20 protein-coding genes and 1 other RNA gene are annotated in these 20,286 nt (G+C 65.5%); 6 read left to right on the forward strand and 15 right to left on the reverse strand.

What is annotated here, in order from left to right; genetic code table 11:
• Positions 1 to 84: 84 nt before the first annotated feature.
• Both rpsI and rplM read right to left on the reverse strand, forming a co-directional pair.
• Entirely contained in the window at positions 85 to 477 is a 393-nt protein-coding gene (rpsI, locus tag FOB72_RS12445) for a 30S ribosomal protein S9 (protein ID WP_150372800.1), read from the reverse strand.
• A gap of 12 nt (positions 478 to 489) precedes the next feature.
• Positions 490 to 918 (reverse strand): 50S ribosomal protein L13, encoded by a 429-nt coding sequence (gene rplM / locus FOB72_RS12450; protein ID WP_109582082.1) that lies wholly within the window; start codon positions 916 to 918, stop codon positions 490 to 492.
• A 581-nt stretch (positions 919 to 1,499) separates the two neighbouring features.
• Between rplM and FOB72_RS12455 the strand changes: the two genes are divergently transcribed.
• Positions 1,500 to 1,922, forward strand: a complete 423-nt coding sequence (locus tag FOB72_RS12455; RefSeq protein ID WP_109582083.1) for an OsmC family protein — start codon at positions 1,500 to 1,502, stop codon at positions 1,920 to 1,922.
• Between the two features lies 1 nt (position 1,923).
• Here the strand turns inward: FOB72_RS12455 and rnpB are convergent.
• The 5 genes from rnpB to FOB72_RS12480 form a co-directional block, all read right to left on the reverse strand.
• Positions 1,924 to 2,264, reverse strand: an RNA gene (rnpB, locus tag FOB72_RS12460) — RNase P RNA component class A.
• 15 nt (positions 2,265 to 2,279) lie between these two features.
• Positions 2,280 to 2,978, reverse strand: a complete 699-nt coding sequence (locus FOB72_RS12465; protein WP_150373885.1) for a DUF3025 domain-containing protein — start codon at positions 2,976 to 2,978, stop codon at positions 2,280 to 2,282.
• 68 nt (positions 2,979 to 3,046) lie between these two features.
• A complete protein-coding gene (gene pyrC, locus FOB72_RS12470) occupies positions 3,047 to 4,090 on the reverse strand; it encodes a dihydroorotase (protein ID WP_150372801.1) in 1,044 nt (347 codons plus the stop codon).
• Positions 4,087 to 5,412 carry a glycerate kinase gene (locus FOB72_RS12475; protein ID WP_150372802.1) on the reverse strand — a complete coding sequence of 442 codons (1,326 nt, stop codon included), beginning with the start codon at positions 5,410 to 5,412 and terminating at the stop codon, positions 4,087 to 4,089. Before FOB72_RS12475 ends, pyrC begins: the two co-directional genes overlap by 4 nt.
• Complete coding sequence (locus FOB72_RS12480) at positions 5,409 to 6,482, reverse strand: tartrate dehydrogenase (RefSeq protein ID WP_150372803.1); 1,074 nt, start codon at positions 6,480 to 6,482, stop codon at positions 5,409 to 5,411. Before FOB72_RS12480 ends, FOB72_RS12475 begins: the two co-directional genes overlap by 4 nt.
• Positions 6,483 to 6,594: 112 nt before the next feature.
• On the opposite strand from FOB72_RS12480, the gene FOB72_RS12485 reads away from it, so the two are divergent.
• The 3 genes from FOB72_RS12485 to FOB72_RS12495 all read left to right on the forward strand — a co-directional run bounded on the left by FOB72_RS12485 (position 6,595) and on the right by FOB72_RS12495 (position 10,241).
• Entirely contained in the window at positions 6,595 to 7,425 is an 831-nt protein-coding gene (locus FOB72_RS12485; protein WP_150372804.1) for a class II glutamine amidotransferase, read from the forward strand.
• Positions 7,426 to 7,556: 131 nt separating this feature from the next.
• Complete coding sequence (locus FOB72_RS12490; RefSeq protein ID WP_223851321.1) at positions 7,557 to 8,558, forward strand: Bug family tripartite tricarboxylate transporter substrate binding protein; 1,002 nt, start codon at positions 7,557 to 7,559, stop codon at positions 8,556 to 8,558.
• Between the two features lie 9 nt (positions 8,559 to 8,567).
• Positions 8,568 to 10,241 carry a thiamine pyrophosphate-binding protein gene (locus FOB72_RS12495; protein WP_150372805.1) on the forward strand — a complete coding sequence of 558 codons (1,674 nt, stop codon included), beginning with the start codon at positions 8,568 to 8,570 and terminating at the stop codon, positions 10,239 to 10,241.
• On the opposite strand, the gene FOB72_RS12500 is transcribed toward FOB72_RS12495, so the two are convergent.
• From FOB72_RS12500 to FOB72_RS12530, 7 genes are all read right to left on the reverse strand, one after another.
• On the reverse strand, positions 10,210 to 11,163 hold the full coding sequence (locus FOB72_RS12500) for a LysR family transcriptional regulator (protein WP_191002147.1): 954 nt from the start codon (positions 11,161 to 11,163) through the stop codon (positions 10,210 to 10,212). The genes FOB72_RS12495 and FOB72_RS12500 overlap by 32 nt on opposite strands.
• A gap of 68 nt (positions 11,164 to 11,231) precedes the next feature.
• On the reverse strand, positions 11,232 to 11,966 hold the full coding sequence (locus FOB72_RS12505) for an amino acid ABC transporter ATP-binding protein (protein WP_150372807.1): 735 nt from the start codon (positions 11,964 to 11,966) through the stop codon (positions 11,232 to 11,234).
• A complete protein-coding gene (gene gltK, locus FOB72_RS12510) occupies positions 11,963 to 12,646 on the reverse strand; it encodes a glutamate/aspartate ABC transporter permease GltK (protein WP_150372808.1) in 684 nt (227 codons plus the stop codon). The genes FOB72_RS12505 and gltK overlap by 4 nt, the downstream gene beginning before the upstream one ends.
• Positions 12,647 to 12,655: 9 nt before the next feature.
• Complete coding sequence (locus FOB72_RS12515; RefSeq protein WP_150372809.1) at positions 12,656 to 13,384, reverse strand: amino acid ABC transporter permease; 729 nt, start codon at positions 13,382 to 13,384, stop codon at positions 12,656 to 12,658.
• Positions 13,385 to 13,448: 64 nt separating this feature from the next.
• Entirely contained in the window at positions 13,449 to 14,348 is a 900-nt protein-coding gene (locus tag FOB72_RS12520; RefSeq protein ID WP_150372810.1) for a glutamate/aspartate ABC transporter substrate-binding protein, read from the reverse strand.
• Between the two features lie 288 nt (positions 14,349 to 14,636).
• The gene (locus tag FOB72_RS12525) at positions 14,637 to 15,947 is read right to left on the reverse strand and encodes a Glu/Leu/Phe/Val family dehydrogenase (RefSeq protein WP_150372811.1); all 1,311 of its coding nucleotides are present in this window, start codon (positions 15,945 to 15,947) and stop codon (positions 14,637 to 14,639) included.
• Positions 15,948 to 16,080: 133 nt separating this feature from the next.
• Positions 16,081 to 17,043: a LysR substrate-binding domain-containing protein gene (locus tag FOB72_RS12530; protein ID WP_150372812.1), complete on the reverse strand. Its 963-nt coding sequence runs from the start codon at positions 17,041 to 17,043 to the stop codon at positions 16,081 to 16,083.
• A 199-nt stretch (positions 17,044 to 17,242) separates the two neighbouring features.
• On the opposite strand from FOB72_RS12530, the gene FOB72_RS12535 reads away from it, so the two are divergent.
• The gene (locus tag FOB72_RS12535; protein WP_411859793.1) at positions 17,243 to 17,806 is read left to right on the forward strand and encodes a cysteine dioxygenase; all 564 of its coding nucleotides are present in this window, start codon (positions 17,243 to 17,245) and stop codon (positions 17,804 to 17,806) included.
• A 19-nt stretch (positions 17,807 to 17,825) separates the two neighbouring features.
• Complete coding sequence (locus FOB72_RS12540) at positions 17,826 to 18,284, forward strand: Lrp/AsnC family transcriptional regulator (RefSeq protein ID WP_150372813.1); 459 nt, start codon at positions 17,826 to 17,828, stop codon at positions 18,282 to 18,284.
• A gap of 11 nt (positions 18,285 to 18,295) precedes the next feature.
• On the opposite strand, the gene FOB72_RS12545 is transcribed toward FOB72_RS12540, so the two are convergent.
• Positions 18,296 to 20,179 carry an ABCB family ABC transporter ATP-binding protein/permease gene (locus FOB72_RS12545; RefSeq protein ID WP_150372814.1) on the reverse strand — a complete coding sequence of 628 codons (1,884 nt, stop codon included), beginning with the start codon at positions 20,177 to 20,179 and terminating at the stop codon, positions 18,296 to 18,298.
• Between the last annotated feature and the right edge of the window lie 107 nt (positions 20,180 to 20,286).

Genomic DNA, 20,286 nt, shown 5'->3' on the forward strand with positions numbered 1-20,286 from the left:
AGCGGAACGAAAAAAAACCGCACGCGAGGCGTGCGGTTTTTCTGACCTCGCAGTATCCGGAAGACCGGACCCTGCGATGGCGCATCAACGCTTCGAGAACTGCTTGCGGCGACGTGCCTTGTGCAGACCGACCTTCTTACGCTCGACTTCACGCGCGTCGCGGGTCACGTAGCCTGCCTTCGACAGTGCCGACTTCAGCGTGGCGTCGTAGTCGATCAGTGCGCGGGTGATACCGTGGCGCACCGCACCGGCCTGGCCGGTTTCGCCACCGCCGTTCACGTTGACCTTGATGTCGAAGGTCTGAGCGTGAGCGGTCAGTTCCAGCGGCTGACGCACGATCATCAGGGACGTTTCGCGAGCGAAATATTCCTGGATAGGCTTGCCGTTGACGATGATATCGCCCTTGCCCGACTTGATGAAGACACGAGCCACAGCGCTCTTGCGGCGGCCAGTGCCGTAATTCCAGTTACCGATCATGGATTGGCCCCCTTAGATGTCCAGCGTCTTAGGCTGCTGTGCTTCATGCGGATGCTCGGCTTCGGCGTAAACCTTCAGCTTCTTGATCATCGCATAGCCCAGCGGGCCCTTCGGCAGCATGCCCTTGACAGCCTTTTCCAGGGCACGGCCCGGGAAACGCTGCTGCATCTTGCCGAACGTCGTTTCGTAGATACCGCCCGGGTAACCCGAATGGCGATAGTACTTCTTGTCTTGTTCCTTGGTACCCGTGACGCGCAGCTTCGCCGCGTTGACGATGATGATGTAATCGCCAGTATCGACGTGCGGGGTGAACTCCGGCTTGTGCTTGCCGCGCAGTCGGCGTGCCACTTCGCTGGCAACACGGCCGAGGACCTTGTCCGTCGCGTCAATCACGTACCAGTCGCGCTTTACCTCATGAGGCTTGGCGGAAAAGGTCTTCATGATTTTTCCTGAATCGTAGAAATGCTGCCCGATATGACGGTCGCCGTTTTAGCGTCCTGTCGGTACTGCCTGTCACTGCTCTTTTTCCGGGGGCAACGACCGGAAAAGTCGTCGATTATACTGCGGGCTTGTCGGCGCGTACAAGCAATGTGCGAAAAAAAACCCAAGCGGCTTAGGCTTGGGTTCGAATCCACCAAAGGAGGAGGGTGGAGGAGACACTGGGAGATCGACGAAGGGGGTTCGGTGCCGAAGGGCTCGATGCCGAGGTTCGGTTTCGCACACCAGCGCGTCGTCGTTCAATGCTTCGAATTATACAGCCGGGTCTTGCGGGCGCAAGGGAATTTACACTGCGAAATTGAATTTCGCATTATAGAATGCTGAATAAGACACTCATTGGCCTGTGAGTGTCTTTATAAACAATGACTTAGCGAAACAGCGCCGATGATGCGCATTCGCGACAGTAGAGGAAACCCTCCAAAAAATGCGGGAAATCCCTGCCATCCGTCGGTGGGGAACGATGATAAGGCGTTGCGGATGGCAAGATTCGCCACCATATTGGAAACAGACAAGGAACGAACACAATGGAATGCAAAGTGACATGGATGGGCCCGGAAGGCATGAGCTTCGTGGCCCAGACCGGCAGCGGCCATATCGTGGCGATGGACGGCGCACCCGACGGCGGCGGCAACAACCTTGCGCCGCGCCCGATGGAAATGGTGTTGCTGGGTACCGGCGGCTGCACGGCCTATGACGTGGTGCTGATTCTCAAGCGCGGGCGCCAGGACGTGCGCGGCTGCAGCGTCAAGCTCGAGGCCGAGCGGGCGAACGAGGACCCGAAGGTGTTCACGCGCATCAATTTCCATTTCGTGGTGACGGGCCGCAACCTGAATCCGGCGACGGTGGAGCGCGCGATCACGCTGTCGCACGACAAGTACTGCTCGGCGTCGATCATGCTGGCGAAGACCGCCGAGATCACGCACACGATGGAAATCGTGGAAGGATAAGAAGCAAAGCAGGCCGATAAGCCGGATTCTGTGCGCCTGGCCCGCCTTGCGGCGGACCGGGCGTGACAACCATTCCTCTAGGCCGGCCGTTACCGGCCGGCTCCAGCTCCCTACCCGCAGGCTCAGCGGGCCGCCTCGATGCCTGCCTATTTGGGATTGCTCCAGGTGGAGGTTACCGCGTTTCACCCTTCCCGCCGGGCGAACCCGATGGGAAGACTCGTCTCTGTGGCCCTATTCCGCACGTTGCCGTGGATGGCTGTTAGCCAACACCCTGCCCTGTGGAGTCCGGACTTTCCTCCCCTTGGCCCTTGCGAACCAAGCAGCGATTGTCTGGCCTGCTTTGCGGCCCGCAGTCTATCACCGACGGCGCCCGGGGCGAAACACCGATCGATCGGCGTAGAAGCTGGCGTCCGCATTTTCCGGGCACCAGCCCGGGATGCCCATCACCGGCAACGGGGCAAAACTGCGTCCGCCGCGCAGCGTGTCGCGCGCCTCCCGCAGCGACGCCGCGAGCGCGCGATCGATCGTATCGGGCCGGCTATCGACCGGTAGCCGCAGCGGCCACGCATGGGCCGTGACCGACTTGTACGGCGCCATCAGCTTTTCCAGCAGCGCATGGCCGAAGGGCACCGCCGCGCAGTCGCGGCCCCAGGCGGCGCGCGCGTCCACGAACAGCGTGTGCCACTGGAAGTCGCGCAACGCGGCCTCGAGGGCGGCGTCCTCGCAGAGAAAGATCACCGCGTTCTCGTCGAACAGCGTCGCGGCATCGCGCACGCCCCCGCGCTCGCTGGCCACGCCGGCGCGCGCGATCTCCTCCGCCTGCAGGCGGTTCAGCCATTGCTTGGTTTCGGGGAAGTGGAGCCACACGAGCGCGTTGAATGCGTCGTGCAGGTTGTCGCGGGTGGGGACTTCGCCGGTAGCGAAGATATGCGATTCGTAGGCGGTGTCCGCCGGCAGACGGTCCTGCGGCACGAACCGCAGCGGCAGCCCGCGCGCGTTGCGCAGGTCCGCCGCGCGGCGATTGAGGTCGGCATGGAGCGTCGGCGCGCCCGCCATGCCCGCACCCACCGCGGCAAACGGCTGGAACCACGGGCGGCCCCAGTCGATGCCGCGCCAGCCGGCGCTCACGCCGCCGTCGTGGCCTTCCAGCGCATCGTCTCGCCGGCGCGCAGCGGCACCAGCGTCGTCTCGCCGTATGGCACTTCCGTCGGCAGTTCCCAGTCTTCGCGCGCGAGCGTCAGCGTGCCCGTATTGCGCGGCAGGCCATAGAACGCCGGGCCGTTGAAACTGGCGAACGCTTCGAGCTTGTCGAGCGCGCCGGCGTTGTCGAACGCTTCCGCGTACAGCTCCATCGCATGCAGCGCCGTGTAGCAGCCGGCGCAGCCGCAGGCGTGTTCCTTGAGGCCGCGCGCGTGCGGCGCGCTGTCGGTGCCGAGGAAGAAGCGCTCGCTGCCCGACGTCGCGGCCTTGACCAGCGCCTCGCGGTGCAGCTCGCGCTTGAGCACCGGCAGGCAGTAGTAATGCGGGCGAATGCCGCCGATGAAGATGGCATTGCGGTTGTACAGCAGGTGATGCGCGGTGATCGTGGCGCCGATCGGGCCTTCCGCGTCGCGCACGTACTCGGCGGCGTCCTTCGTCGTGATGTGTTCGAACACGACCTTCAGGCCCGGAAAGTCGCGGCGCAGCGGCTTCATCACGCGCTCGATGAACACGGCTTCACGATCGAACAGGTCGATGTCGCCATCGGTCACCTCGCCGTGCACCAGCAGCGGCAGGCCCTCGCGCTCCATCGCCTCGAGGGTCTTCGCGCAGCGGCGGATATCGGTCACGCCCGCGTCGCTGTTGGTCGTCGCGCCGGCCGGGTACAGCTTGACCGCGTGCACGAAGCCGCTGGCGCGCGCCGCCTTGATTTCCTCGGCCGGGAGGTTGTCGGTCAGGTACAGGGTCATCAGCGGCTCGAACGTCATGCCGGCAGGCAGCGCCGCGAGAATCCGCTCGCGGTAGCCGCGCGCCTGCTCCACCGTGGTCACGGGCGGCTTCAGGTTGGGCATGATGATCGCGCGCGCGAACTGGCGGGCGGTGTCGGGCAGCACGGCCGCGAGCGCCGCGCCGTCGCGCAGGTGCAGGTGCCAGTCGTCCGGGCGGGTGATGGTCAGCGTTTGGGTCATGGTTGCAGAATCAGGATGGCGCGATAGTCGTTCACGTTGGTGCGCGTGGGGCCGGTGACCACGAGGTCGCCGATCGCGTCGAAGAAGCCCCAGGCATCGTGCGCGTCGAGCTGTCGGCGCGCGGGCGTGCCCGCGGCATCGGCCCGGGCAAGCGAAGTCGGGTCGGCGATCGCGCCGGCATTGTCCTCGGAGCCGTCGATGCCGTCGGTATCGGCGGCAATCGCATGGACGCCGGCCATGCCGCCCAGTTCCAGCGTCAGCGACAGCAGGAATTCGGAGCAGCGGCCACCGCGCGCGCCGCTGGCCCCGGGGGGCAGCGTCACCGTGCATTCTCCGCCCGAAATCAGCGCCACGGGGGCGGCGAACGGCGCATTGTACGCGCGAATCTCGCGCGCCAGCGCCGCGTAGACCTGTGCCACCTCGCGTGCCTCGCCGGTCACGGTATCGCCGAGCACCACGGGCTGGATGCCGTGCGCGCGGAACACCGCCGCGGCCGCTTCCAGGCTGCCGTGGGCCGTGGCGATCATGCGATTGTCCACACGCGCGAACAACGGATCGCCGGGCTTCGGCGTTTCGTCGATCTCGCCGCGCGCGCCGCGCTCCAGATGCGCCTGCACGGTGGCGGGCACGGTCGCGCCGAAGCGGCGCAGGATCGCGAGCGCATCGGCATAGGTGCTCGGGTCGGGAACGGTCGGCCCCGAGGCGATCGCGCTCGGGTCGTCGCCGGCCACGTCGGACACGATCAGCGTCGTGACCGGCGCGCGGCTGGCCTGCGCGAGGCGGCCACCCTGGATGCGCGAGATGTGCTTGCGCACGATGTTCATCTCGGTGATCGGCGCGCCGCAGCGCAGCAGCTCCCGCGTGGTGGCCTTGAGGTCGGCCATCGGGATGCCCTTGGCGGGCAGCGACAGCAGACTCGATCCGCCGCCCGATACCAGCACGATCAGCCGGTCGTTCTCGGTCAGGCCCTCGACGCGCGCGAGGATATCGGCGGCGGCCTGCTCGCCGGCCTCGTCGGGCACCGGATGCCCAGCCTCGATCACGCGGATATGGTCGGTCGGCATGCCGTGCGCGTAGCGCGTGACCACGAGGCCCTCGAGCGTGGCGCGGCCCGCGGGATGGTTCGCATAAGCGCGCTCGACCGCCGCGGCCATCGACGCGGCGGCCTTGCCGGCGCCGACCACGAGCGTGCGGCCGCCCGCGTGCGGCGGCGGCAGATGGGCCGCGACGATTTCGAGCGGGTCCGCGGCCGCTACCGCGGCGCGGAAGGACTCGAGCAGCAGCGCGCGGGCGCTGTCGCGCCGCGAATCGGGGCCGCTCACAGGGCCTCCGCGATCGCGCGGCCGAGGTCCGTGGTGCTCGCGGTGCCACCGATATCGCGCGTCAGCGGCGCGTGCGCGGGCCCCGCCCCCAGTACCTTCTCGATCGCGGCCAGCACGGCGGCGCCCGCCTCGGGGTGGCCGAGGTGCTCGAGCATCATGCCGCCGCACCAGATCTGCCCGATCGGATTGGCGATGCCGCGGCCCGCGATATCGGGCGCCGAGCCGTGCACGGGCTCGAACAGGCTCGGATAGGTGCGGTCCGGGTTGATATTGGCCGACGGCGCCACGCCGATCGTGCCCGTGCAGGCCGGACCCAGGTCGGACAGGATGTCGCCGAACAGGTTACTGGCCACGACCACGTCGAACCAGTCCGGATGCTGGACGAAGTGCGCGGTCAGGATGTCGATGTGGTACTTGTCCACGTTGATGCCGGGGTAATTCGCGGCCATCGCCTCCACGCGCTCGTCCCAGTACGGCATGGTGATCGAGATGCCGTTGGACTTGGTGGCGGAGGTCAGGTGCTTCTTCGGCCGTTTCTGCGCGAGCTCGAACGCGAACTTCAGGATGCGATCGACGCCGGTCCGGCTCATCACGGTTTCCTGCACCACGATCTCGCGGTCCGTGTTCGGGAACATGCGCCCGCCGATGCTCGAATACTCGCCTTCGGTGTTCTCGCGCACCACGTAGAAGTCGATGTCGCCGGGCTTGCGGTCCGCCAGCGGGCTCTTGATGCCGGGCAGCAGGCGCACCGGGCGCAGGTTCACATACTGGTCGAACGACCGGCGGAACTGGAGCAGCGAGCCCCACAGCGAGACGTGATCGGGCATTTTTGCCGGCCAGCCCACCGCGCCGAAATAGATGGCGTCGTACTTCGTCAGCGTGTCGAACCAGTCGTCGGGCAGCATCTTGCCGTGCTTCTCGAAGTACGCGTAGCTCGAGAAATCGAAATGGTCCCACTGGAAATCGATGCCGAAGCGGCGCGCGGCGGCATCCATCACGCGAATGCCTTCGGGCATCACTTCCGTACCGATGCCGTCTCCGGGAATGACTGCGATCTTGTATTGGCTCATGGCGGGGCGCTTTCAGTATGCGTTCGGAGTGTTGGCAGCACCCCGCGCGCGCGTGATAATCTGCGCATTCTATTGCAAATGCGGCAGCCCCCTGCCGCGCCGGGTTCCCGCCATGTGCCAGTTGCTAGGCATGAACTGCGCCACGCCGACCGACGTGACGTTCTCCTTTACAGGCTTCGCCTTGCGCGGTGGCCTGACCGACCATCATTCCGATGGGTTCGGGGTGGCGTTCTTCGAAGACAAGGCCTGCCGCCTGTTCATCGACAACCAGTCCGCCGGCACGTCGCCGGTGGCGGACCTGATCAAGCGCTATCCGATCAAGTCCAAGAACGTCATCTCCCATATCCGCAAGGCCACGCAGGGCACCGTGCGATTGGAAAACTGCCACCCGTTCATGCGCGAGCTGTGGGGCCGGCACTGGATCTTCGCGCACAACGGCGACCTCAAGAATTTCAGCCCGTTCCTGTCCGGCGTGTACCAGCCCGTGGGCGACACCGACAGCGAACTCGCGTTCTGCACGCTGATGCAGGGCCTGCGCAAGCGGTTCCCGGGCTCGCAGCCGCCGCTGAACGAGCTTTGCCACGCGCTGGCCGACATCACGCGCGACATCACGCTGCACGGGGTCTTCAACTATCTGCTGTGCAACGGCCAGGCGCTGTTCGCGCACTGCTCGACGTACCTGTACTACATCGTGCGCCAGTGGCCGTTCTCCGAGGCACATCTGATCGATGCGGACCTGTCGATCGATTTCGCGCAGGTGACCACGCCCGACGACCGCGTGGCCGTGATCGCCACCGCGCCGCTGACCGACAACGAGACCTGGACGCGCTTCGCCCCCGGCGAGCTCATCATGTTCGAGAACGGCCTGCCGTCGATGACGCTGACCGTGCCGATTCCGCCCGAAGTCCAGGCCAAGAACGCCGCCAATACCGCATGCACCTAGCGTGCACCCAGCCGCGCGGGCCTGAGCCGCTTTGCGTTTTGCGAAAAACAGGTCTGCGCTAAACGCCTCTCACACCCTGCTTCCGCCTGAGATACTTCGCGATCGGATTTGAACGATCAGGAGACGGAAGCATGTTCGGTAACAAGAAAAACGCTTCGCTGCGGCGATGGATGGCGGGTGCGGCGGCACTCGTGACGGCGATGCTGGCGGGGACCGCCAGCGCGGCCTGGCCCGAGAAGGCCGTCACGATCGTCGTGCCCTGGCCCGCCGGCGGTCCGTCGGATATCGCCGCGCGGCCGCTGTCCAAGGGCCTGTCGGAAGCGCTCGGCCAGCCGTTCGTCATCGACAACCGCGCCGGCGCCGGCGGCAATATCGGCACCAACCTCGTCGCGCACGCCAAGCCGGACGGCTACACGCTGATGATCACGGCCAGCGGCCCGATCGTCATCAACCAGCATCTCTACAAAAAGATGCCGTTCGATGCGAAGACCGACCTGAAGCCCATCACGAACCTGCTCAAGGTGCCGCAGGTGATCGTCGTGCATCCGTCGGTACCCGCGAACACCCTCCCCGAGCTGCTTGCCTATATCCGCGCGCAGAAGGGCAATTTCTCGTGGGCATCGGCGGGCAACGGCACCACCCAGCACATGACGGGCGAGCTCCTCAAGACCATGACGAAGCTCGAGATGAACCATATCCCGTTCAAGGGCTCGGCGCCGGCCATCAACGACCTCGTCGGCGGCCATGTGCCGATGCTGATCGACAGCACGATCGCCGTGGTGCCGATGATCAAGAGCGGCAAGGCCAAGGCCATCGCCGTCACGGGCAAGCAGCGCGCGTCGCAGCTGCCCGACGTGCCCACCGTCGAAGAGTCGGGCATCAAGGATCTGAAAGGTTTCGAGTCGTACGCGTGGTACGGCCTGTTCGCGCCCGCCAATACGCCCGCCGACGTCGTGGCCAGGCTCGAGAAAGCTTCGCTCGACTACATGCGCACCCCGGAGTTCAGGCACGTGCTGGAGAGCGCGAGCTCGCAGTACGTCGGCAGCGATCCGGCCGCGTTTGCCGCGTTCATCAACGAGGACGCAAAGCGCTGGGCCAGGATCGCCCCGACGCTGAACCTCACGCTCGATTAAAAGTTTCCGATGACCACCACCCCGACCTCCCCTTCCCGCAATGGCGGCCAGATCCTCGTGGAAGCGCTGCGGCGCAACCACGTGGACACCATCTATTGCGTCCCCGGCGAAAGCTACCTGCCCGTGCTCGACGCACTGGCGGACCACGCGAGCATCCGCACGATCGTCACGCGCCATGAAGGCGCGGCGTCGAACATGGCCGATGCGTACGGCAAGCTGACGGGCCGTCCCGGTATCGCATTCGTGACGCGCGGCCCCGGTGCCACGCATGCGGCCAATGGCGTGCACACCGCGATGCAGGACTCCACGCCGATGGTCCTGTTCGTGGGCCAGGTGGCCAACCAGATCAAGGAACGCGAGGGCTTCCAGGAAGTCGACTATCGCCGCGTGTTCGGCGGCCTCGCCAAATGGGCGACCGAGATCGAGGACATCGCGCGCATTCCCGAGATCGTGAGCCGCGCGTTCAGCGTGGCCATGTCGGGCCGCAAGGGCCCCGTCGTCGTGGCGCTGCCCGAGGACGTGCTGTTCGGCGCCGCGGCCGTGGCCGACGTGCCGCCGGCACGCGTGAGCGAGGCCGCGCCCGATGCGGCCGCGCCGGCCGAGCTCGCGGCCCTGCTGCGCGAGGCACAGCGTCCGCTCGTGGTCGTCGGCGGAACCGGCTGGACCGCGCCCGCTCAGGACGCGCTGCGCGCGTTCGCGAGCGCGTGGAACCTGCCCGTCGCCGCCTCGTTCCGCCGCCAGGATGTGCTCGACAACCGCGATGCGCATTACGTCGGCCAGCTGGGCCTTGGCGTATCTCCCGCGCTGGCGCGCATGGTCGGCGAGGCCGATCTGCTGATCGTGATCGGCAGCCGGCTGTCCGAAGTCACGTCCGGCAATTACGAACTGATCCGCAGCCCGCGCCCCGCGCAACGGCTCGTGCATGTGCATGCGGACCCCGAGGAGCTCGGCCGCGTATTCCTCGCGGATCTGCCCGTCAATGCGTCGGTGTCCAACGCCGCCATCGCGTTCTCGGCGCTGAAGCCCGAAGGCGCGGCATTGCCGTGGCATGGCTGGACCGAGGCCGCGCGCGCGGCGTACGTCGCGCACAACACCCCGCTCGCGCGCGGTGCCGCGCAGCGTGGCGTCGAGATGTCGTCCGTGGTCGCGCATCTGTCGAACACGCTGCCCGACGATACGGTCATTACCAATGGCGCCGGCAACTATACGGTGTGGGTCCACCGCTTCTATCGATACAAGCAGCTCGGCACGGAACTCGCGCCGACCAATGGCGCGATGGGCTACGGCCTGCCCGCGGCCATCTCGGCCAAGCTGGCCGCCCCGGACCGCACCGTGGTGTGCTTTGCCGGCGATGGCTGCTTCATGATGTATCCGCAGGAGCTCGCCACCGCCATGCAGTTCGGCGCGGCGGTGATCGTGATCGTCGTGAATAACGGCATGCTCGGCACCATCCGCATGCATCAGGAGCGCGAGTACCCGGGCCGCATTTCGGGCACGCAGCTGGCCAACCCGGACTTCATCGCATTGGCGAAGGCATTCGGCGCGCATGCCGAGCGCGTGGAGCACGAATCGGACTTTCCGGCCGCGCTCGAGCGCGCGCGGGCATCGGGTCGTGCAGCCGTGCTGGAACTCGTGACCGATCCGCAGCAGATCACGCCGGCACTGCGGCTGGATCAGGCGTAATCAGCCGCGCGCCGGGCCAGGCGCCGGTCTTCACGAGATCGGTCGCCACCTCGCGGATGGCGGCGCCCAGTGCCCACAGCGTGGCGGGCTCGAGGTCCGTGCGGCCGAGCACGAGGCTGATGCAGCGTTCGGCATCGTCGCCCGGCAGCGGAAACCCCCGCAGCCGGCCCGCGGCGATATCGTCGGGCACGGCCGCGAGCGGCAGCACGGTACAGCCGCAGCCCTTGTGGACCAGCGCCGCGGTGATCGCGTTGGAGCCGTCGCTCTCGAGCGCCAGCTGCACGCTGTGCCCGCGCCGCGCCGCCATGGCTTCGACGAACACACGAATGCCGTGGTGCGTGCTCGGCAGGATCATCGGCACCCCCTGCAGCCCATGCGCGTCCACGCGCTCCTGCGTCATCGCGAAGCGCGGCGGCGTCAGCAGGTAGAGGCGCTCCAGCAGCAGCGGCTCGTAGCTCATGCTGCCCGGATATTCGGGCCGATACAGAATCGCGATATCGATGGCGCCGGCCTGCAGGTCGGTCAGGATGCTGCTGGCGAGCCCTTCGGTGAAATGCAGCCGGCTGTGCGGGAACTGCCTGTGCAGGACGTGATAGAGGTCGCCGAACACGGTCCGGGCGAGGGTCGGCTGCGCCGCGATGCGGATACGCGGGGGACCCATTCCCGCGTTGCTGGAGACCGCGGCCTCCGCGGCGGCGAGCGTTTCCTTGATCTGGCGGGCATAGGCCAGCAGCGCGCTGCCCTGCTCGGTCAGCGATACGCCGCGGCCCGTGCGATGAAACAGGCGGGTGCCCAGCTGCTTTTCGAGCTGCGTAACGCGGCGGCTGATACTGGAGGCATCGACGCCGCCGGCGAGCGCGGCGGCGGAGAAACTGCCGGAATCCGCAACGAGCGCGAAGATCGACAGATCGTCGGAATTCATGGGCATAAAGCGGTACTGCGGCGCTCACCCCCGCGCGCTGAAGCCCAGCGCGCGGAGGGGGCGTGGGTTTAATGCTGCAGGATCTTCGAGAGGAACTGCTTGGCGCGGTCCGAGCGCGCTTCGCTGTTGCCGAAGAACTCTTCCTTCGGGCAATCCTCGACGATCTTGCCGGCGTCCATGAAGATCACGCGGTTGGCCACCTTGCGCGCGAAACCCATTTCGTGGGTCACGCACATCATGGTCATGCCTTCCTGCGCCAGCTGCACCATCACGTCCAGCACTTCGTTGACCATTTCCGGATCGAGCGCCGAGGTCGGCTCGTCGAACAGCATGCAGATCGGGTCCATCGACAGCGCGCGCGCGATGGCCACGCGCTGCTGCTGGCCGCCCGACAGCTGGCCCGGGAACTTGCCGGCCTGGCTCTTCAGGCCCACGCGCTCGAGGTACTTCAGGCCCTTGGCGGTGGCTTCTTCCTTCGAGCGGCCGAGCACCTTCATCTGCGCGATGGTCAGGTTCTCGGTGATCGAGAGGTGCGGGAACAGCTCGAAGTTCTGGAACACCATGCCGACGCGCGAACGCAGCTTCGGCAGGTTGGTCTTCGGATTGCCGACCGAGGTGCCATCCACGAGGATGTCGCCCTTCTGGAACGGCTCGAGCGCGTTCACGGTCTTGATCAGCGTGGACTTGCCCGAACCCGACGGGCCGCACACCACCACCACTTCACCCTTGGCGACCTTGGTGGTGCAGTCGGTCAGCACCTGGAAAGCGCCGTACCACTTGGAAACGTTATTGATTTCGATCATACAGCCACCTTTTTCTGGTAACGCTTGACCAGCAGCGAAGCGGAGAAGCAGATAACGAAGTAGACGAGGCCCGCGAACAGCAGCAGTTCGACGATCCGCCCGTCACGCTCGCCGATACCGTAGGCCTGGCCGAAGAAGTCCGCCAGCGCGCTCACGTACACGAGCGAAGTATCCTGGAACAGGATGATGCCCTGCGTCAGCAGCAGCGGCACCATGTTGCGGAACGCCTGCGGCAAGATCACCAGACGCATGGTCTGGCCGTAGGTCATGCCGAGCGCCTGCGCCGCGAACATCTGGCCGCGCGACACGCTCTGGATACCCGCGCGGATGATCTCCGAGTAGTACGCGGCCTCGAACAGCGCGAACGCGATCAGCGCGGACGTCATGCGCAGATCCGTGGCCGGCGACAGGTTGAAGAGCTTCTGCAAGACCTGCGGGATGATCAGGAAGAACCATAGCAGCACCATCACCAGCGGGATGGAGCGGAATATGGACACGTAGCCCTGCGCAAACCAGTTCAGCGGCTTGAACGAGGACAGGCGCATCATCGCGAGCACGGTGCCCCAGACGATACCCACCACCACGGCGGTTACCGTGATCTTCAGCGAGACCAACATGCCCTCGCCGAGCACTTCCAGCGTGGCGGGATTGATCGAGCTGAAATCGAAGTCGTATGCCATCGTGTCCCCTTACTTGCCGCCGATGAAGCCGGGCACGCGCGTGCGCTTTTCCACCCAGCGCATGATCAGCATGACCGTCACGTTGATCAGCATGTACATCACCGTCACCGCGATAAACGACTCGTACGGCCGTGCCGTGTAGTCGACCAGCTGACGACCCTGCGCCGCGAGCTCCAGCAGACCGATCGTCGACGCGACCGCGGAGTTCTTGAAGATGTTCAGGAACTCGGAGGTCAGCGGCGGCACGATCACGCGGAACGCCATCGGCAACAGCACGTGCCGGTAGGTCTGCGACAGCGTGAAGCCCATGGCGAGGCCCGCGTTGCGCTGGCCGCGCGGCAGCGAATTGATACCCGAGCGGACCTGTTCGCAAACCCGGGCCGCCGTAAAGGTGCCCAGGCAGAGCATCGCCGCCAGGAACTGCTGCGTGAACGGGTTCATCTGCTTGATCGCCTCGCCGAACGGCAGCAGTTCGGGAATCACGAAGTACCAGATGAACAGCTGCACGAGCAGCGGAATATTGCGGAAGATCTCGACATACCACGCCGCGATCCCCGACAGGAATTTGTTCGGCACGGTGCGCAGCACGCCGAGCACCGAGCCAATGACGAGGGCGATGACCCACGAGGTGAGGCCCAGCGCGAGCGTGACCTTCAGACCGGAAATCATCCAGTCGAGGTACGTCTCGTTCTGCGCGGCCTGCTCGAGGAAAACTCCCCAATGCCAGTTGTAATCCATCTTGCGTCCTCAAAAAGAAACGGAAGGACTTCTCCTTCCGTTTCGCACTCCCATGACTGAAGGATCAGTCGAGCGCCTTGTCGTTCGGGTTCTTGAAGAGCGCCTTCATGTCTTCCGACAGCGGGAAGTCCAGGTTCAGGCCCTTCGGCGGGACCGGTTGCTGGAACCACTTGGCGTACATCGTGTTGATCGTGCCGTCCTTCATCAGGCCGGAAATCACGTTGTCCGACAGCTTCTTGAACGGGGCGTCATCCTTGCGGATCATGCAGCCGTACGACTCGCGCGACTGCGGCTTGCCGACCACGATCCAGTCGTTCGGGTTCTTGGCCTTGGCGCGCTCGCCGTACAGCAGCGCGTCATCCATCATGAACGCCACGGCACGGCCGGACTCCAGCGTCAGGAACGACTGACCGTGGTCCTTGGTGCTGATGATGTTCATGCCCAGCTTCTGGTCGTCGTTCATCTTGCGCAGCAGACGCTCCGACGTGGTGCCGGCGGTCGTCACGACGTTCTTGCCCTTCAGGTCGGCCCAGTCCTTGATGCCGCCATCCTTCTTCACCATGATGCGGGTGCCGATGATGAAGATGCTGTTCGTGAACGAAGCCTGCTTCTGACGCTCGAGGTTGTTCGTCGTCGAGCCGCACTCGATATCGATCGTGCCGTTCTGCAGCAGCGTGATACGGTTTTGCGACGTGATCGGGATTTCCTTGACCTGCAGGTTCGGCAGCTTCAGCTGTTCCTTGACGGCTTCCACGATCTTCGTGTTGATGTCATAGGAGTAACCGACCTGGCGCACGCCGCCCAGGTTGTAATTGAACGGAATGGACGAATCCCGCACGCCCAGCGTGATGACACCCGTTTCCTTGATCTTCTGCAGCGTGCCCGAAAGCGGCTCGGCGGCTTGTGCGGCGCCGCTCAGAATCCCTGCCGCGACCATGAGGCCAGCCAGCTTGGCAAAATTCATAACATCTCCTTGACCATGAAGAGAAAGGCGGCACTCTAGCAAAAAACGCCCCGCCAGCGAAATAGTATTGCTTAGCCGCTTATATCCGACAACGGGTTTTCCCCTAACTGGTGCAATTTCCGGCACGGTGTCTCGCCGCCGCGCCATATCGAGGCGAAATCGTTCAAACGGAAAAAAACGCAAAAAAACGCGGTCGCCGGCATGGACCGGCAACCGCGTTTCTCGCGTCGTCCTGGCGCGTCACGGTGAATATTGCATTGCAACACATCATCATGACGCGCATCCGTATCAGGGATACAGTCCGCGCATTTCGCGCGCCTGCAGGATTCGCGTGCACGCCACGATGAACGCGGCGGTGCGGAGCGTGACCTTGTTGTCCTGGGCCACCTGCCAGATCGCCCGGAAGGCTTCTTGCATGATTCGTACCAGGCGCTGGTTGATTTCCTCCTCGGTCCAGAAAAAGCTCGAGAAATCCTGCACCCATTCGAAATAGGACACCGTCACGCCGCCGGCGTTGGCGATGACGTCCGGCGCGACGAGGATATTGCGCTCGCGCAGCACGTCGTCGGCCTCGGGCGTGGTCGGGCCGTTGGCGCCCTCGATCACGAGGCGCGCCTTGATCTGCGACGCGCGTTTCGCGGTCAGCTGGCCTTCCAGCGCGGCCGGGATGAGGATGTCGCAATCGACTTCCCAGAACTGGTCGCCCGAGATCGCCTCGGCGCGGAAGCCCTCGATGGTGCCGCTATGCGAGGCGTACTCGATCATCGCGGGCACGTCGAGGCCGGCCGGGTTGAACAGCGTGGTGCGGTGGTCCTGCACGGCCACCACGATCGCGCCCGCTTCATGGAACAGCTTGGCGGCCACGGAACCCACGTTGCCGAAGCCCTGCACGGCCACGCGCGCGCCCTTGACGTCCATGCCGATGTTGCGCGCGGCCTCCGAGCCCACCACGAACACGCCGCGGCCGGTGGCCTCGCGGCGGCCCAGCGAGCCACCGAGCGAGATCGGCTTGCCCGTCACCACGCCCGTAGCCGTGCTGCCCTCGTTCATGGAGTAGGTGTCCATCATCCACGCCATGATCTGCTCGTTCGTGTTGACGTCCGGTGCCGGGATGTCCTTGTTCGGGCCGATGATGATGTTGATTTCGCTGGTGTAGCGGCGCGTGATGCGTTCCAGCTCACCCTGCGACAGCTTGCGCGGATCCACGCGGATACCGCCCTTGGCGCCGCCGTACGGCACATTGACGGCCGCGTTCTTGACCGACATCCACGCGGACAGCGCCATCACTTCCGACAGCGTGACGTCCTGGTGGAAACGCACGCCGCCCTTGCCCGGACCGCGCGAGGTGTTGTGCTGCACGCGATAGCCCTCGAAATGGGCGATCGTGCCGTTGTCCATCTCGATGGGCACATCGACGATCAGCGCGCGCTTGGGGCGCTTGAGCGTTTCCACCCAGCGCGCGAGCGAGCCCAGATAGGGCGTGACGCGGTCGACCTGCTTGAGGTAGATGCCCCAGGGGCCGAGCTCTTCGGCGTTGAGGTAGGACGGGAGGGGATGGGTAATGATCGAGGAGGGTTGCGACGGTGCTGCGGAAGACATGGCTGGTTTCCACGTTTGAAGGTGATGCACAGGATATCGGCGCCACCCTTTCACAATCCAATGCCGTTTGCTCATCCGCCCTGACAGGGTTATGCAAGACACGCATAACCTTTCCGACATGGTGCGACGCGCCTCAGCCCGGTGCAGTCTGCCCCGCCAGCGTGCTCCAGATCTGGTCGACGAGCTGGCGCTTGCGCCGACCCTGTCCGCCGCGCCGGTCGGCGCCGTTCTCGCCGGGCCGTTCGCGATAGAGGCGAATCTCCATGTCGATCGACTGCGGCAGCCCGCGTCCGCCCTCGGCGCGGACCAGCCGGCCCTGCTGCACGTCGTCGCGCACGGCGCTCTCGGGCAGGAACGCCATGCCGTGGCCGGCCAGCGCCATGACCTTGAGCGCTTCGGCCATATCGGTCTCGTAGCATTTGTCGAGCTTGAGCCCGTCCGCCGCGGCTTCCGCCAGCAGCATATCGACCATGCGGCCGAGAAACGCGTTGGGCGTGTAGCTGAGGAACGGCACCGGCTTCTTGTCGGTGCCCGGCAGCCGGAACAGCGGCCGGCCCGTGGCATCGGGGACGCTGTATGGCGACAGCCGCTCGGTGCCGAGCACGAGCATGTCGTAATGGGCGGGGTCGAGCTGGATGGCCTGGCGCGGATGGTGATAGACCATGACGAGGTCGCACCCGCCTTCCACGAGCGTGAGCACCGCGTCGTGGACATTGAGCGCGCGCAACCGGCACGGCAGCGTGCCGAGCTGGCGCTCGAGCGCCTTGAGCCATTCGGGGAAGAACGTCAGCGAGAGCGTGTGGGGCACCGCGAATTCGAGCACCTGCGCGTTGGCGGACCGCTGGCCGCGCATCAGCGCGCGCGTCTCGCTGACCTGCGCGAGCATCGCCAGCGCCTGCTCGTAGAACACCTTGCCGGCGGCGGTGAGGCTTGTCGGGTAACTCGACCGGTCGATCAGCTCGGTGCCGACCCACGCCTCGAGCGACTGGATACGGCGCGAGAACGCCGGCTGCGTGACATGGCGCAGTTCCGCCGAGCGCGAGAAGCTGTGCGTCTCCGCCAGGCTCACGAAGTCTTCAAGCCATTTGATTTCCATGGCCGCAATTATGCCGCGCCCATCGCGGAATGCGCAGGAGAACAAATTGCTACGAATCGACGTCCATGAAGAACAGGATTACAATTTCCGCGCAATCCGGACCCGATTACGCACGTTGCGACTCTGCCGGGCGGCCTATGATGGGCTATCCGCATGCCCAGCGCACGCCGTCCCCGAGCAAATGCAACCGGAGCCCGCCATGTCCCGTCTTTCCGCCATGCCTGCCACGCCCGCCCCCGGCCGCGCCGCCCCGCCGCCGCTGATGCCATTCGCGCAGACCATGGAGGACGCGCTCGCGCAAGGGGCGCGGCTCGTGGCGGACGGCATCGTCGCGAGCCTGCCCGATGCGGACACGCTGCTCGCGACGCTGCCGCCGGGCGCGCTCGACGGCAGCGCGGAAACCTACACCCGCCATCTGATCCATGCCGATCCGTTCGGCCGGTTCTCCGCGATGCTGCTGGTCTGGCGCCCCGGACAGGCGAGCCCCGTCCACGGCCATCGCGCATGGTGCGCGTATCGCGTGCTGCGCGGCACGATGACCGAGCATCATTACCGCTGGAACCCCGCCACGCGCCATGCCGCGCTGGCCAATACCGTGACGCGCGCGGCCGGCGATACGTTCAGCGTGCCGGCCGGGCTGCGCCATATCCATCGGCTCTCGAACACCGGCGACAATATCGCCGTCTCGCTGCACGTCTACGGCGTGGAGCCGCAGCACATCGCCACCGGCGTGAACCTGCTGGTGGATACCGTCCCCGCCTGAACCCCCGTTACCGTTACCCATGGATCGCTACGACCGCCAGATTCTCTCCCTGCTGCAGGAAGACGCCACGATGCCCGTCGCCGAGATCGGCGAGAAAGTCGGCCTGACTTCCACGCCTTGCTGGCGGCGCATCCAGAAACTCGAGGAAGCCGGGCTGATCCGCCGGCGCGTGGCGCTGCTCGATGCGGCCAGGCTCAATGTCGGCGTGACGGTGTTCGTCTCGATCCGCACGAACCAGCACAACGCCAAGTGGCTGAAGACGTTCCACGGGCTCGTGCAATCGATCCCAGAGGTCACCGAGTTCTATCGCATGGCGGGCGACACCGACTATCTGCTGCGCGTAGTGGTGCCCGATATCGCCGCGTACGACGCCGTGTACAAGAAACTGATCCAGGGCGCCGAGCTTTCCGACGTGAGCTCGCGCTTCGCGATGGAGCAGATCAAGTACACCACCGCGCTGCCGCTCGATTACGCCTGATCACGCGCGACTCAGGCATGCGCGACGCCCTCCGCGTCGTCGGTTTCGCCTTCGACGGCATTGCGTGCCTGGATGCGCCACATCTCGGCGTAACGCCCGTTGATGCGCATCAGTTCCCCATGCGTGCCGCGCTCGATGATCTGGCCATGGTCCATCACGAGGATCTGGTCCGCATGCACGACCGTGGACAGGCGGTGCGCGATCAGCAGGGTCGTGCGGTTCTGCGCCAGGCGCATGAGCTCGGCCTGAATCGCCTGCTCGGTGCGCGAGTCGAGCGCGGACGTCGCCTCGTCGAACACGAGGATCGGCGGATTCTTGAGCAGCGTGCGCGCGATGGCCACGCGCTGTTTCTCGCCGCCTGACAGCTTGAGCCCGCGCTCGCCGACCGGCGTGTCGTAACCCTGCGGCAGTTCGCGGATAAACGGATCGATCTGCGCCGCGCGCGCGGCCGCGATGACTTCGTCGTGCGAGGCCTCAGGACGGCCGTACGCGATGTTGTAGTAGATGCTGTCGTTGAACAGCACGGTGTCCTGCGGCACGATGCCGATCGCGCGGCGCAGCGTATCCTGCCGGATGCCGCGTATATCCTGCCCATCGATCTCGATGCCGCCGCCGCTGACGTCGTAGAACCGATAGAGCAGCCGCGCGAGCGTCGATTTGCCCGAGCCGCTGTGGCCGACCACGGCCGTGGTGGTGCCCGCGGCGATCGTGAAGTCCACGTCGTTCAGGATCACGCGGTCGGACTCGTAGCCGAAGCCGACATGGCGGAAGCGCACGGCGGCGCCGCGCACCTCCAGCGCCGGCGCGCCGGGCACGTCGGCCACCTCCTGATTGGTGCCGAGCAGCACGAACATGCGGTCCATATCGGTGGTGGCCTGCTTGATCTCGCGATAGATCACGCCAAGGAAATTCAGCGGGATATAGAGCTGGATCATCAACGTGTTGACGAGCACGAGGTCGCCGAGCGTGAGGCGCCCCGCCGCGACGCCCACCGTCGCGCGCCACAGGATCAGGATCAGCCCGATGGCGATGATCGTCTGCTGGCCGAAGTTCAGGAAAGACAGCGAGTTCTGCGAACGCACCGCCGCGGCGCGGTACTTGAGCAGGTTCTCGTCATAGCGGCGCGCCTCGTATTCCTCGTTGCCGAAATACTTCACCGTCTCGAAGTTGAGCAGCGAGTCGATCGCCTTCTGGCTCGCGCGCGAATCGAGTTCGTTCATGCGGCGGCGGAAATGCGTGCGCCACTCGGTCACGACGATCGTGAACACGATATAGCCGATCAGCGCGACGGCCGTGATGCCCGCGAACCAGATGTCGTAATGGAGCACGAGGAACCCGATCACGAGCGCCATTTCCACGAGCGTCGGCAGGATGCTGTAGAGCGAATACGAGATCAGCTGCTGGATGCCGCGCGTGCCGCGCTCGATGTCGCGGCTCATGCCCCCCGTCTGCCGCTCGAGGTGGAACCGTAACGACAGCGCGTGCAGATGGCGGAAGACCTGCAGCGCGATCTCGCGTACCGCGCTCTGCGTGACCTTGGCGAACAGGATTTCGCGCAGCTCCGTGAACAGCGTGCTGGACAGGCGCAGCACTCCATACGCGACGATCAGCCCGACGGGTACCACGAGCAGCGCGTGCGCATCGCCGGGGGCCACGTCCATGGTGTCGATCAGGCGCTTCATCAGCACAGGCACGCCGAGGTTCGCGACCTTCGCGAGCACGAGGCACGCCAGCGCGAAGATCACGCGCCATTTGTAGTGCCAGACGTAGGGCAGCAGGTTACGGACGGTCTGCCAGTCGCTGCGCGGCGCGCCCCGGCTGGAGAAAATCGAGTTCGAGGGTGCCGTGGCGGCACTTTCGTCGGTGCTGGGGGCTGTCGTGGAGGAACGGCGCATACGTTAGAATTCTGGCCAATGCCGCGATTGTCGCAGAGATCGCGATGGACGGCAGAGGCCGCCCCGGCCGACGCCGGTCCTGCCACCCGGATCGGCACCCTTGCCGT

It is taken from the genome of Cupriavidus pauculus, assembly GCF_008693385.1.
Lineage (GTDB): Bacteria > Pseudomonadota > Gammaproteobacteria > Burkholderiales > Burkholderiaceae > Cupriavidus > Cupriavidus pauculus_D.

What these genes read in the sequence shown, in the direction of transcription:
- FOB72_RS12540 (WP_150372813.1), top strand. Translation starts at nt 17,826, where the DNA reads ATGGATCGCTACGACCGCCAGATTCTCTCCCTGCTGCAGGAAGACGCC.
- rplM (WP_109582082.1), bottom strand. Translation starts at nt 918, where the DNA reads ATGAAGACCTTTTCCGCCAAGCCTCATGAGGTAAAGCGCGACTGGTAC.
- FOB72_RS12455 (WP_109582083.1), top strand. Translation starts at nt 1,500, where the DNA reads ATGGAATGCAAAGTGACATGGATGGGCCCGGAAGGCATGAGCTTCGTG.
- FOB72_RS12490 (WP_223851321.1), top strand. Translation starts at nt 7,557, where the DNA reads ATGTTCGGTAACAAGAAAAACGCTTCGCTGCGGCGATGGATGGCGGGT.
- FOB72_RS12545 (WP_150372814.1), bottom strand. Translation starts at nt 20,179, where the DNA reads ATGCGCCGTTCCTCCACGACAGCCCCCAGCACCGACGAAAGTGCCGCC.
- gltK (WP_150372808.1), bottom strand. Translation starts at nt 12,646, where the DNA reads ATGGCATACGACTTCGATTTCAGCTCGATCAATCCCGCCACGCTGGAA.
- FOB72_RS12525 (WP_150372811.1), bottom strand. Translation starts at nt 15,947, where the DNA reads ATGTCTTCCGCAGCACCGTCGCAACCCTCCTCGATCATTACCCATCCC.
- FOB72_RS12515 (WP_150372809.1), bottom strand. Translation starts at nt 13,384, where the DNA reads ATGGATTACAACTGGCATTGGGGAGTTTTCCTCGAGCAGGCCGCGCAG.
- FOB72_RS12500 (WP_191002147.1), bottom strand. Translation starts at nt 11,163, where the DNA reads ATGAATTCCGACGATCTGTCGATCTTCGCGCTCGTTGCGGATTCCGGC.
- rpsI (WP_150372800.1), bottom strand. Translation starts at nt 477, where the DNA reads ATGATCGGTAACTGGAATTACGGCACTGGCCGCCGCAAGAGCGCTGTG.
- FOB72_RS12480 (WP_150372803.1), bottom strand. Translation starts at nt 6,482, where the DNA reads ATGAGCCAATACAAGATCGCAGTCATTCCCGGAGACGGCATCGGTACG.
- FOB72_RS12535 (WP_411859793.1), top strand. Translation starts at nt 17,243, where the DNA reads ATGTCCCGTCTTTCCGCCATGCCTGCCACGCCCGCCCCCGGCCGCGCC.
- FOB72_RS12505 (WP_150372807.1), bottom strand. Translation starts at nt 11,966, where the DNA reads ATGATCGAAATCAATAACGTTTCCAAGTGGTACGGCGCTTTCCAGGTG.
- FOB72_RS12485 (WP_150372804.1), top strand. Translation starts at nt 6,595, where the DNA reads ATGTGCCAGTTGCTAGGCATGAACTGCGCCACGCCGACCGACGTGACG.
- FOB72_RS12495 (WP_150372805.1), top strand. Translation starts at nt 8,568, where the DNA reads ATGACCACCACCCCGACCTCCCCTTCCCGCAATGGCGGCCAGATCCTC.
- pyrC (WP_150372801.1), bottom strand. Translation starts at nt 4,090, where the DNA reads ATGACCCAAACGCTGACCATCACCCGCCCGGACGACTGGCACCTGCAC.
- FOB72_RS12520 (WP_150372810.1), bottom strand. Translation starts at nt 14,348, where the DNA reads ATGAATTTTGCCAAGCTGGCTGGCCTCATGGTCGCGGCAGGGATTCTG.
- FOB72_RS12530 (WP_150372812.1), bottom strand. Translation starts at nt 17,043, where the DNA reads ATGGAAATCAAATGGCTTGAAGACTTCGTGAGCCTGGCGGAGACGCAC.
- FOB72_RS12465 (WP_150373885.1), bottom strand. Translation starts at nt 2,978, where the DNA reads ATGGCGGGCGCGCCGACGCTCCATGCCGACCTCAATCGCCGCGCGGCG.